This is a genomic window from Micromonospora craterilacus (assembly GCF_003236315.1).
GTDB lineage: Bacteria > Actinomycetota > Actinomycetes > Mycobacteriales > Micromonosporaceae > Micromonospora > Micromonospora craterilacus.
This window is the reverse complement of the sequence record NZ_POTY01000239.1, coordinates 1-10,491: the sequence shown is the minus strand read 5'-3', so window position 1 is coordinate 10,491 and position 10,491 is coordinate 1. Positions and strand designations below refer to the sequence as shown.

Annotated in this window: 13 protein-coding genes; 5 read left to right on the top strand and 8 right to left on the bottom strand. The window is 71.8% G+C overall.

The genetic code is table 11. The annotated features are described in order from the left end of the window. From C1I95_RS27615 to C1I95_RS27605, 3 genes are all read right to left on the bottom strand, one after another. The coding region (locus C1I95_RS27615; protein ID WP_146605867.1) for a helicase-related protein at positions 1–1,143 on the bottom strand (1,143 nt) is incomplete at its 3' end. A gap of 96 nt (positions 1,144–1,239) precedes the next feature. Next, the gene (locus tag C1I95_RS27610) at positions 1,240–1,440 is read right to left on the bottom strand and encodes a DUF397 domain-containing protein (protein ID WP_111218095.1); all 201 of its coding nucleotides are present in this window, start codon (positions 1,438–1,440) and stop codon (positions 1,240–1,242) included. Between the two features lie 43 nt (positions 1,441–1,483). Further along, on the bottom strand, positions 1,484–2,329 hold the full coding sequence (locus C1I95_RS27605; protein ID WP_111218093.1) for a helix-turn-helix domain-containing protein: 846 nt from the start codon (positions 2,327–2,329) through the stop codon (positions 1,484–1,486). A gap of 142 nt (positions 2,330–2,471) precedes the next feature. Here C1I95_RS27605 and C1I95_RS27600 point away from each other — a divergent pair, with 142 nt between their 5' ends. Genes C1I95_RS27600 through C1I95_RS27590 form a run of 3 tightly spaced genes read left to right on the top strand, consistent with a single transcriptional unit; the run spans position 2,472 to position 5,250 of the window. Beyond that, positions 2,472–3,098 carry a GOLPH3/VPS74 family protein gene (locus tag C1I95_RS27600; protein WP_111218091.1) on the top strand — a complete coding sequence of 209 codons (627 nt, stop codon included), beginning with the start codon at positions 2,472–2,474 and terminating at the stop codon, positions 3,096–3,098. Positions 3,099–3,136: 38 nt separating this feature from the next. After that, the gene (locus C1I95_RS27595; protein ID WP_111218089.1) at positions 3,137–4,660 is read left to right on the top strand and encodes an APC family permease; all 1,524 of its coding nucleotides are present in this window, start codon (positions 3,137–3,139) and stop codon (positions 4,658–4,660) included. Continuing rightward, complete coding sequence (locus tag C1I95_RS27590; protein WP_111218087.1) at positions 4,657–5,250, top strand: GNAT family N-acetyltransferase; 594 nt, start codon at positions 4,657–4,659, stop codon at positions 5,248–5,250. Before C1I95_RS27595 ends, C1I95_RS27590 begins: the two co-directional genes overlap by 4 nt. Positions 5,251–5,315: 65 nt before the next feature. On the opposite strand, the gene C1I95_RS27585 is transcribed toward C1I95_RS27590, so the two are convergent. Then, entirely contained in the window at positions 5,316–6,140 is an 825-nt protein-coding gene (locus tag C1I95_RS27585) for a SigB/SigF/SigG family RNA polymerase sigma factor (RefSeq protein WP_111218085.1), read from the bottom strand. Between the two features lie 391 nt (positions 6,141–6,531). Here C1I95_RS27585 and C1I95_RS27580 point away from each other — a divergent pair, with 391 nt between their 5' ends. After that, the gene (locus C1I95_RS27580; RefSeq protein ID WP_233513917.1) at positions 6,532–7,275 is read left to right on the top strand and encodes an acetoacetate decarboxylase family protein; all 744 of its coding nucleotides are present in this window, start codon (positions 6,532–6,534) and stop codon (positions 7,273–7,275) included. A gap of 179 nt (positions 7,276–7,454) precedes the next feature. Then, entirely contained in the window at positions 7,455–7,583 is a 129-nt protein-coding gene (locus C1I95_RS36965) for a hypothetical protein (protein ID WP_267900724.1), read from the top strand. A gap of 75 nt (positions 7,584–7,658) precedes the next feature. Here C1I95_RS36965 and C1I95_RS27575 read toward each other — a convergent pair whose 3' ends face one another. The 4 genes from C1I95_RS27575 to C1I95_RS27560 form a co-directional block, all read right to left on the bottom strand. Beyond that, entirely contained in the window at positions 7,659–8,645 is a 987-nt protein-coding gene (locus tag C1I95_RS27575; protein WP_111218083.1) for a pirin family protein, read from the bottom strand. Positions 8,646–8,655: 10 nt separating this feature from the next. After that, on the bottom strand, positions 8,656–9,150 hold the full coding sequence (locus C1I95_RS27570; RefSeq protein WP_111218081.1) for a MarR family winged helix-turn-helix transcriptional regulator: 495 nt from the start codon (positions 9,148–9,150) through the stop codon (positions 8,656–8,658). 178 nt (positions 9,151–9,328) lie between these two features. Continuing rightward, positions 9,329–9,916: a general stress protein gene (locus C1I95_RS27565; protein ID WP_111218079.1), complete on the bottom strand. Its 588-nt coding sequence runs from the start codon at positions 9,914–9,916 to the stop codon at positions 9,329–9,331. 219 nt (positions 9,917–10,135) lie between these two features. After that, positions 10,136–10,491, bottom strand: a 356-nt coding sequence (locus C1I95_RS27560; protein ID WP_199523932.1) for a cellulose binding domain-containing protein, incomplete at its 5' end; no start/stop codon positions are given.

The following is a 10,491-nucleotide window of genomic DNA, read 5'->3' as shown; positions in this document are numbered from 1 at the left end:
GCCCCAGGCGGCCAGCTCCAGGGCGAACCCGGTGAGGTCGGCGGTGGCGATCTCCGGCTCCGGCTGCGCCGGCAGCCGCTCGTGCGCGGCCTGCGACCAGCAGCGGTAGACGTGGCCGGGCGCCTCCCGGCCGGCCCGGCCGGCCCGCTGGGTGGCCGCGGCCCGGGACACCGGCACGGTGACCAGCGCGCCCAGCCCTCGGGCCAGGTCCAGTCTGGACACCCGGGACAGTCCGGCGTCGACCACCGTCCGCACGCCCGGCACGGTCACGCTGCTCTCCGCCACCGCCGTGGCCAGCACCACCCGCCGCCGTTGTCCGGCCGTCAGGGCGGCGTCCTGTTCGGTGCCGCCCTGACGGCCGTGCAACCGCAACACGTCGACGTCGTCGCGCAGGTCGGCCAGCCGGCCGGCGACGGCGCCGATCTCGCCCACCCCGGGCAGGAAGACCAGCAGGTCCCCCTCGCGTTCCCGCAGGGCCCGCCGGACGGTGGCCGCGACGTGGTCCAGCAGGGCCCGGTCCACCGGCCCCGCGCCGGGCGGCGGCAGTGGCCGGGACGGCGGCGCCCAGACCCGGGTCACCGGGTGCAGCGCCGACGCCGCCCGGACGACCGGCGCGGGTGCCGCGCCGCCGAGCAGGGCGGCGAAGCGGTCCGCCTGCGGGGTCGCGGACATCGCCGCCAGCCACAGGTCCGGCCGCAGCGCGGCCCGGGACTCGACCGCGAAGGCGAGCGCGAGGTCGGCGTCGAGCTGCCGTTCGTGGCACTCGTCGAGCAGCACCGCGCCGACGCCGGCCAGCTCGGGGTCGTGGTGCAGCCGGCGGACCAGCAGCCCGGTGGTGACCACCTCGACCCGGGTCTGCGGGCCGGCCCGGCGCTCGCCGCGCACGGCGTACCCGACCCGGTCGCCGACCCGTTCGCCGAGCAGGGCGGCCATCCGGCGGGCCGCCGCGCGGGCGGCCAGCCGGCGCGGTTCGGCGACGATCACCCGACCGTCGACCGCATCGGCCACCGCCAGCGGGGCGAGGGTGGTCTTGCCGGTGCCCGGCGGGGCGACCAGGACGGCGGCGCCCACCGAGCGCAGTGCCGCCACCAACGCCGGCAGCGCCGGTCGGACCGGCAGGTCGATGGGCACGTCGGAAAGCACGGCCCAGTCTCGCACCGGCCCTCGGCCGCCAGTCGGCGCGTCCCGTGCCGGCCTGCCGGGATCAGTCGGTGTGTCCGGCGTCTGCCCGCCGGCGGATCAGCGGGTGGGGGCCGCGCCGAGGCCAGCGACGAAGGCGTTCCAGGCCGACGGGGGGAAGGCCAGGATCGGCCCGTGGCGATCCTTGCTGTCCCGTACCGCGATCCGACCGTCGACGGTGGCGACCTCGACGCAGTTGCCGTTGCCCACACTGCGCGTACTGGTGCGCCACTCCGCCCGGGACAGGTCGAGCGCGGTCATCGCGATCCCTTCGTCGGTACCGAGAGTGACCGCGTTGCAGCGGTCACGTAAAGTAGCGAGAAGCTTCTTTCAGGCGGACCAAGGACGCCGCCGGATCGAGCGCCAGCTGGCGCAGCTCCTCGTGCACAAGGCTATACGAGCGCACCTGTCCGCCCTCCTCCAGTGCCAGGCCTGTCGTGAGATTTTCCAGGTAGACCACGGCGGCGTCGGCCGCGTCGGCGAACGTGAGGATCACGTACGGCGAGTTCATCGCGGGATGCCCACCGGCCTCGAACGGAAGTACCTGCATGGTGACGTTCGGTAGATGAGCGACGGCCTCAAGGTGGGTGAGCTGCCCGGCCATGACGGCCCGGCCGCCTACGGGGCGTAGCAACACTGCCTCGTTCAGCACGACCGACAGCTCCACTGGGGAGTCCTCGTTGCGCAGCACGTCCTGCCGGCGCAGCCGGGCGGCCACCTTGCGATCCAGGTCGTCCTCGCCCGCCGTCCGCCGGTAGATCTCCCGGGCGTACGCCTCGGTCTGCAGCAGGCCGGGCACCGCCTCGGCCTCGTACGTGCGCAGGGTGGCCGCCTCGGCCTCCAGTCCGACGTAGAACTCGAACCACTCCGGCAGCACGTCGCTGTAGTGCTGCCACCAGCCGCGCTGCTGGGCGCCGCGGGCGATCTCGATGAGCGCCTCGGCGTCGTTGCCGGTCACCTCGTACAGCGCCAGCGCCGCGCGTACGTCGCGGGGCTTGATGCCGATCTGGGCGTTCTCGATGCGGGACAGGTTGCTCTTGGACATGTCCAGCTGCCGGGCGGCGACATCCAGGGTCATCCCGGCGCGTTCGCGCAACTGGCGCAGTTCCCGGGCGATGCGGCGGCGGCGGACGGTGGGGCTCGCGGTCACCCTCCGAGTCTGTCACGGCCAGATACGCAGGTCGTCCCTGCACGGAGTGCAACCGTGAAAAACGGGAGTTGCATTGCAGTTGCGGGAGGTGCATCCTTTCCCGGGTTAGCGATCACTATGGACGGCCGGCCTGGGAGGACGTTTGCTCATCGCCGACGAGTTCTTCCTGATCGCGCACAACGACACCCGGGGCAAGGCGAAGCTGCATCCGGCAGCGGCCGGTCTCGGGCTGGCCGGTGGGCTGCTCGGTGAGCTGATCCTCTATGGACACATCACCGTCACCTCCGGTCAGGTCACCGTGATCGACCGGCGTCCGCCGGCCGACGCGCTGGCGCACACCGTGCTGGACCAGCTGATCGGCGAGGCCCAGCACCAGGCGGTCCGGACCTGGCTGAGCTTCCTCGCCCAGACCGCGGTGACCTCGGTGGGGGAACGGCTGGCCCGGGCCGGCGTGCTGCGCCGGCAGGAGAACCGGCGGCTGCTCCGGACCACCGTCACGTACCTGCCCATCGATCTCAACGTGGCCGCCTGGCCGGCCACCCGCCTGCGTGCGGTGCTGGAGCGGTCGGAGCCGCCGAGCGTGCCCGACGCACTGCTGCTCGGCCTGATCGCCGCCGCCGGGTTGACCCGCGAGGTGTTGTGGAGCGCCGGCCCCCGCGCCCACCACCGGCTCAACCTGATCATCCCGGCTCTGCCGGCTCCGCTGAAGGAACTCGTGGCGCACACGGAGTCCGCCGTCGGTGCGGCCGTGCTGCGCGGCATCCCCTGACCCGGTAACCCTTCCCCCTCCCTCAAACCGGAGCAGTCATGTCCTCGACAGCGACAACCGAACGACCAAGCAATGTCTCCGAGGCGCTGGCGCGTGGCCGGCTCGGCGTGCCCTCGGTCGTCTTCTTCGTCCTCTCCGCCGCAGCACCGCTGACCGTGGTCGCCGGTGTGGTCACCACCGGCTACGGGGTCATCGGGGTGCTCGGCATCCCGCTGGCCTTCCTGGCGGTCGCCGCCGTGCTGGCCCTGTTCTCCGCCGGCTACGTGGCGATGGCCCGCCGGATGGCCAACGCCGGTGCCTTCTACGCGTACGTCACCCGTGGGCTGGGGCGGCCGGCCGGGGTGGGCACCGCCTGGGTCGCGTTGATCGCCTACAACGCCCTCCAGGTCGGGCTCTACGGTGCCATCGGCGCTGCGGCCGAGCCGGTGCTCGACCGGCTGTTCGGCATCCAGCCGCAGTGGTGGATCGTGGCGCTGGTGGCCTGGGCGCTGGTGGGGGTGCTCGGGTTGCTCCGGGTGGACATCAACGGGATGGTGCTGGCCGTACTGCTGTGCGCCGAGATCGCCGTCATCGTGGTGTTCGACCTCGCCCAACTGGGCAACCCGGCCGGCGGTAGCGTCAGCTTCGCCGCGTTCTCGCCGGACAACTTCTTCGTGCCCGGCGTCGGTGCGGTGCTGGTGCTGGCGATCCTCGGCTTCGTCGGCTTCGAGGCCTCGGTGGTGTTCAGCGAGGAGAGCAAGGACCCGAAGCGCACCGTGCCGATGGCCACCTACCTCTCGGTGGCGATCATCGCCGTGGTCTACGCGCTCTCCTCGTGGAGCATGACGGTGGCCGTCGGGCCGGACCGCATCGTCGAGGAGGCCGGCGCCCAGAGCGTCGGGCTGATCTTCAACCTGGCCGGGGCGCACCTCGGCGACACCGTCCTCACCATCGGGCAGGCGCTCTTCCTGACCTCGGTGCTGGCCGCGATGATCTCGTTCCACAACACCACCGCGCGGTACACGTTCGCGCTGGGCCGGGAGCGGGTGCTGCCGGCGGTGTTCGGCCGGACCTCGCCGATGACCGGTGCGCCGCAGGCCGCCTCGCTGGCGCAGAGCGGGCTCGGCCTGGTGGTGATCCTGCTGTACGCGGTCAACGGCTGGGACCCGGTCCTGCAACTGTTCTTCTGGCTCGGCACCAGCGGCGGCTTCGGGGTGCTGCTGATGATCGCCACCACCGCGGTTGCGATCATCACGTACTTCGCCCGCAGCGGCGAGCAGGAGACGCTGTGGCGGCGGCTGATCGCCCCGGGGATCGCCGCGATCGCGCTGACCGCGATCATCGTGCTGGCGGTGCAGAACTTCGCCAACCTGCTCGGGGTCGAGCCCGACTCGCCGCTGCGTTGGCTCTTCCCGGCGGTGTACCCGGTGGCGGCGCTGCTCGGCGCGCTGTGGGGGGTGGCGCTGCGGCGCAACCGGCCCGACACGTACGCCCGGATCGGCCTCGGCGCGGAGAGCGCCACGGCGGTCGCACCCCCTTCGGGCACCGACCCGGTGTCGACCGGCGCGGAGGTGCGGCGGTGACCCAGCCGACGATCGTGCAACTCGGCCCGGAGGACGCCCGGTGGGTGGCCGAGCGGATCGCCGAGTCGTTCATGGTGCTGCCCGCCACCCGGTGGCTGGTGCCCGACGAGGCCAAGCGGGAAGCGGTGCTGGCCGGCAACTTCGAGATCATCGTGGCGTACGCCCTGCGGCACGGTCTGGTGTTCGGCGCCGAAAACCGGGCCGGGGTGGCGGTCTGGCTGCCGTCGGTCGGTGAACCGCTGCCGCCGCCGGAGGACTACGACGCCCGGCTGGCCGCCGCGTGCGGGGAGTGGACGCCGCGCTTCGTCCACCTCGACGAACTGTTCGCCGCGAACCACCCGCACGAGGATCACCATCATCTGGCGCTGCTGGCGGTCCAGCCGGATCGCCAGGGCCAGGGCATCGGCACGGCGCTGCTGCATCACCACCACGCCTGGCTGGACGCCAACGGGGTAGCGGGATACCTGGAGGCGAGCAGCGAGATCAGTCGGTCCCTGTACGCGCGGCACGGCTACCGGGGGTCCGAGCCGTTCCGGCTGCCCGACGGCACGCCGTTCTGGCCGATGTGGCGGGAGCCGGTCGCCCGCTGACGCGGCGCAGGCACGACGAGGTGGCCGGGTCTTCAGGACCCGGCCACCTCGCCGCCACCCCCTACCTAGTACGTCCCGTCGAGCTGCCCCCGCAGCTTGGTCAGTGCCCGGGCCAGCAGCCGGGACACGTGCATCTGTGACACGCCGATCTGCTCGGCGATCTGCGACTGCGTCAGGTTGCCGTAGAACCGCAGCGTCAGGATCTTCTGCTCGCGTTCGTCCAGCGTGGCCAGTGCCGGGCCCAGCGCCACCCGCAACTCGGCCAGCTCGAACTCGCCGTCCTCGCCGCCGAGCATGTCGCCGAGTTCGGTCGCCCGCTCGCCGTCGCCGGTCGGGGTGGACAGCGACACGGCGTTGTAGGCGCGGGCGCCCTCCAGGCCCTCCAGGACCTCTTCCTCGGTGATCTTGAGGTGAGCGGCGATGTCGGCCACCGTCGGCGAGCGACCCAGGCTCTGCAGCAACGAGCTGTTGGCGTCGGAGATGGCCAGCCGCAGCTCCTGCAACCGCCGCGGGACGCGGATGTCCCAGGTCCGGTCGCGGAAGTGCCGCTTCAGCTCGCCGATGATCGTGGGGATCGCGTAGCCGGCGAAGTCGACGCCCCGAGAGGGGTCGAACTTGTCGATGGCCTTGATGAGGCCGACGGCCGCAGTTTGGGCGAGGTCGTCGGTGGGCTCGCCGCGACCGCTGTAGCGGTGGGCGAGGTGATTGGCCAGCGGAACCCAGGCCTCGATCGCGCGGTCCCGCAGCGCGGCGCGGGACGGGTGCCCCGCGGGTAGCGCGGCCATCGCGTTCAGCAGGTCGGTTGCGCTGTCGGAGAGCGACCTCGGATCGAGTTTCGGGGCCGCCTTCGCCGGTGTGGTCGCCGGCTCGCTGATCGTTGGCGCGGTCATGGTGGTCCTCCCTGCACCTCGTCCGCGGATCAAGACGTGACGCTTTGGTGTAGTGCCATTAGTCCGTTCGGGAGTCACCTTAGCCCGATCGTCTCCCAGAAATCTAGCCGAACGGACGATGTACTTAAGTTATTTAAAGTTAGAAATGCCGCAAAAGTGGTCACCGTGTCGGGCTGATCAAGGGCGCCCGGAGTCCGGTTTCGAAGCTTCGCGGCCGGTTCGGACAGGGCTTGGATGGCCGCCCGCCCCACCCTGTCCCGCCGGACGGGCGTGGCGTCCGGCCGACCGGCTGATGCACGGGGCGGTCGCTGATCGACTGTCGCCTTTCCGTCGTTGTCCCGTCGATGGGACTGGGCCTAGCGTCGCGGGTAAAGCCCTGATCGGAGGTGCCGTGCTCGACCCTGCCGTTCCCCAACTCGTCGTGAACTGCCGGACGCTGTACTTCAGCTGGCTGCCGGCGGATCCGGACGCGGTGGCGGCGCTGGTCCCGGCCGGGCTACGGCCGCACCCGGACCGGCAGGTCTTCATGAATCAGTACGTGGTGGACGACGAGAGCCAGACCTCCGGCTTCGGTTCGTACTCGCTGACCTACCTCGGGGTGACCCTCGCCGGCATGGACGCCCCCGACGGGGTGACCCCGGGTGGCTGGTGGACCCACTACGTCACCTCCAGCGACCGGGTCCGCAACTACGCCCTCGCCCGGGGCGCCCCCGCGCTGGCCGGCCACACCACGATCACCGCGCACGGCGACACCCTGGTCACCGCGACCGGCATCGACGGTGCCCCGATGATCCGGGCCCAGGTCCGCGTCGGCGAGACGGGGCACGCGATGCGCAACGGCCACCACCGGTACCTCACCACGCTGCACGGTCAGCTGGTCAGCAGCATCTATCCGGTCGTCGCCGAACCGGTCAGCTCCTTCGAGATCGAATCCGTGGAGTTCGTCGACCCCGACCACCCGATCTACGCGTTGCGGCCGGAGAACCCGCTCACCATCGCCTGGGGCTATTACTCCCCGCGGTCCTCCTTCGCCTACCCGGGCGGCCTGACCGTGCTCGGCGAGCTGGCGCCCGCGCCGGCCGCGGGGTCGCAGCGATCGGCTGTCGGGGTCGTGGACCACCCGGTAGGCCGCTGACGTCCGCGCCGCCGCGGAGCTGCCCGGCTTTGGTGAAATCCGTGGCCCGGCGAGGGTTTCCGCTGGTCGAGATGGGTAACTCAGACACCGGGTTGGCGCACGTTTCGATGCGGTGAGACCACAACGTCTGACGTTCCCGCCTTCCCGATCCCCTAGCCGATCAGCGAGGAGGCTCCACCATGCCCGGCGAAACGACGAACTTCGTGACCGAGCGCCGTGAACAGGCGGTGGAGGGTGAGCGAGGGGCGCTGTTGGCCGTACTGGTGATGGTCATCCTCGGCGTGGCCGGCATATTTGCCGTCTCCTGACCAGGGCATGTGCCCCAGCCGTGGGGGCGCCCCGGTCGCACCGGGGCGCCCCCACACGCGACGCCGTCGCGCTGGTCAGGGGCGCGGGCCCTGACCGTCGGTGTGCGGCAGTCGCTCCGCCGGGATCACCCCGAGCCGTCCGGCCTGGAAGTCCTCGAACGCCTGGATCAGTTCGTCCCGGGTGTTCATCACGAATGGGCCGTAGTGTGCCACCGGCTCCCGGATCGGCTGGCCGCCCATGATGTAGAGCTCCAACGCCGGGGTGTGGCTGTCCTGTCGGGCGTCGGCCGCGAAGCGCAGGGCGTCGCCCGGCCCGTAAACGGCGAGCTGACCGGTGTGCACCGGCCGCTGATCCGTGCCGACCGTGCCCCGGCCGGCCAGCACGTAGACCAGGGCGTTGAAGTCCGACCGCCAGGGCAGGTCGACCTGCGCCCCGGGCTCGACCGTCACGTGGGTGACGGCGATCGGGGTGTGCGTGGCACCCGGACCCTGGTGCCCGGCGATCTCCCCGGCGATCACCCGGATCAGCGCGCCACCGTCCGGTGTGGTGAGTAGCGCCGCCTGGCTGCCGCGGATGTCCTGGTACTTCGGCGGGTTCATCTTGGCCACCTTGGGCAGGTTGACCCACAGCTGCGTGCCGTGGAACAGGCCACCGCTGACCACCAGATGCTCCGGCGGCGCCTCGATGTGCAGCAGGCCGCTGCCGGCCGTCATCCACTGGGTGTCGCCGTTGGTGATGGTGCCACCGCCGCCGTGGCTGTCCTGGTGGTCGAAGATGCCGTCGATGATGTAGGTGACGGTCTCGAAGCCCCGGTGCGGATGCCACGAGGTGCCCTTCGGCTCGCCGGGCGCGTAGTCGACCTCGCCCATCTGGTCGAGGTGGATGAACGGGTCCAGCTCGCTCGTCGGCACCCCGGCGAAGGCCCGGCGCACCGGGAAGCCCTCGCCCTCGTAGCCGCTGGGCGCGGTGGTCAGCCGGCGGACCGGCCGGAACGTGGTGGACTCGTCGAGCCGCGGCAGCCGGGGCAGGACGAGGACGTTGTCGACGGTGATGGCGGGCATCGGGACTCCTCTAACTGTCGCTGGGGGCGGTGGCGAGGGCGGCGTCGGTGCCGCCGACCCCCTGTAGCCGCCGGCCGAGCCGGGTGAAGATCATGGTCAGGCAGGCGACCTCGGCGTCGTCGAGGTCGTCCATCAGGTGGGTGCGTACCGAGTGCAGGTGGTGCGGTGCGGCCTCGCGCAGGGCCAGCAGCCCGGCGGCGGTGAGCACCGCCTCGCTGCCCCGCCCGTCCTCCGGACACGGCTGCCGGGCGACCATGCCGCGTCGCTGCATGGACGAGACCTGGTACGTCAGCCGGCTGGGCGAGAAGACCAACCGGCCGGCCAGCTCGCCCATCCGCAGTCGTTGCCCCGGCGCCTCGGAGAGCAGCACCAGCACGTGGTAGTCGGCGAAGCTCAGCCCGCTGGCCACGCGCAGATCGTCCTCCAGCCGGGTGAACAACCGCTGGCTGGCCTCGATGTACGCCCGCCAGGCGGTCAGGCGGGCGTTGTCCAGGCTCTCGGTCATGCGCCGATGGTAGCACTGTATTCAAAATTTGAACGATGCCTCGGTGGCCCAGCTCATAGTCGACGCGCGACAGCGTCGAGGTCCGATGATGAAGGTTTGAAAGATGCACACCGGTCGGGCCTGGGAGCCAGCGGGCGGCCCCGCTCGGCGGGGCCGCCCGTGGGGCTGATCGACCGGGTCAGGCCGCGGTCTGCGGCGTACGCTCGCCGAGGTGCAGCCGGCCCAGCAGTTGACGGGCCTGTTCCGCCACGTCCGCGTCCACGATCACCGCGTACTGACTGGCGCGCAGTGAACTGGCGGAGGTGAAGTCCCGCCGCCCGCCCGTCATCGCGTGCGCGACGGCGCCGAAGACCGCGCCCCAGACGGCACCGATGACCAGGCCGGCCAGGATCACCGCGACCCAGTTCGTGATGGTGAAGATGCCGAACAGCAGGCCGATGAACAGACCGAACCAGGCACCCGTACCGGCACCGATGAGGGCCGCGCGCCCGGTGGTCATCCGGCCCAGCACGGTTTCCACCAGGGTCAGGTTGGTGCCGACGATGGCGGTCCGTTCCACCGGGAACCGGTTGTCCGCCAGATAGTCCACCAGCCGCTGGGCGGACGGATAGTCCGGGTACGAACCGACCGTCACGGTCGGTGGGCCGGTCTGCGGGCCGTGCCCGTCACCGCTGGGTGCCGCCGTTCGACCGCCGGGGCCCGACGGGAGGGTGCCGCCGCCCGTCACACCCGGCTGCCAGGCCGAGGGACTCGACTGTGTGGTCATGGGTCTCCTCCTTCGTCGGTGATCGCGTTCCCGCCGCGGGGCGGCGATAACGCGCCCACCGCATCCCGGACCCGACCGGGGGTCACCCGCGCTTAGCCGACCCGGCCGCCCGCGAGCCGCGCGGCGTCGCCGGGCGATCCGGCGCCCCGCGGTCGCCACGCGGAGGGGCCCCTGCCCCACGCCCGGGAGTGGGCGGTGGCAAGGGCCCCTACGGGCCGATCAGGCGCAGGTGACGCCGTTGAGGGCGAAGGCGCCGGGTGCCGGCAGGTTGGCGCCCGTCCAGGTGCCCTGGAAGCCGACGCTGACCGTGCCGCCGCTGGGCAGACTGCCGTTCCAGGCGACATTGCGGACCTCGATCCGGTCGCCGGACTGGCTCCACTCGCCGTTCCAGCCGCTGGTCAGGCGTACCCCGGAACCGACGGTGAAGGTGAGCCGCCAACCGTTGAGGGCCGCGCCCCGGTTGGTCACCCGGATCTCGGCGGTGAAGCCACCGCTCCACACGTTCGGGGTGTACGTAACCGCGCAGCCGCCGGTGGGCGGGTTGGTCGTCGGCGGCTGCGCGGTTACGTACACCC

What these genes read in the sequence shown, in the direction of transcription:
- C1I95_RS27570 (WP_111218081.1), bottom strand. Translation starts at nt 9,150, where the DNA reads ATGACCGAGAGCCTGGACAACGCCCGCCTGACCGCCTGGCGGGCGTAC.
- C1I95_RS27595 (WP_111218089.1), top strand. Translation starts at nt 3,137, where the DNA reads ATGTCCTCGACAGCGACAACCGAACGACCAAGCAATGTCTCCGAGGCG.
- C1I95_RS36965 (WP_267900724.1), top strand. Translation starts at nt 7,455, where the DNA reads ATGCCCGGCGAAACGACGAACTTCGTGACCGAGCGCCGTGAACAGGCG.
- C1I95_RS27565 (WP_111218079.1), bottom strand. Translation starts at nt 9,916, where the DNA reads ATGACCACACAGTCGAGTCCCTCGGCCTGGCAGCCGGGTGTGACGGGC.
- C1I95_RS27585 (WP_111218085.1), bottom strand. Translation starts at nt 6,140, where the DNA reads ATGACCGCGCCAACGATCAGCGAGCCGGCGACCACACCGGCGAAGGCG.
- C1I95_RS27575 (WP_111218083.1), bottom strand. Translation starts at nt 8,645, where the DNA reads ATGCCCGCCATCACCGTCGACAACGTCCTCGTCCTGCCCCGGCTGCCG.
- C1I95_RS27610 (WP_111218095.1), bottom strand. Translation starts at nt 1,440, where the DNA reads ATGACCGCGCTCGACCTGTCCCGGGCGGAGTGGCGCACCAGTACGCGC.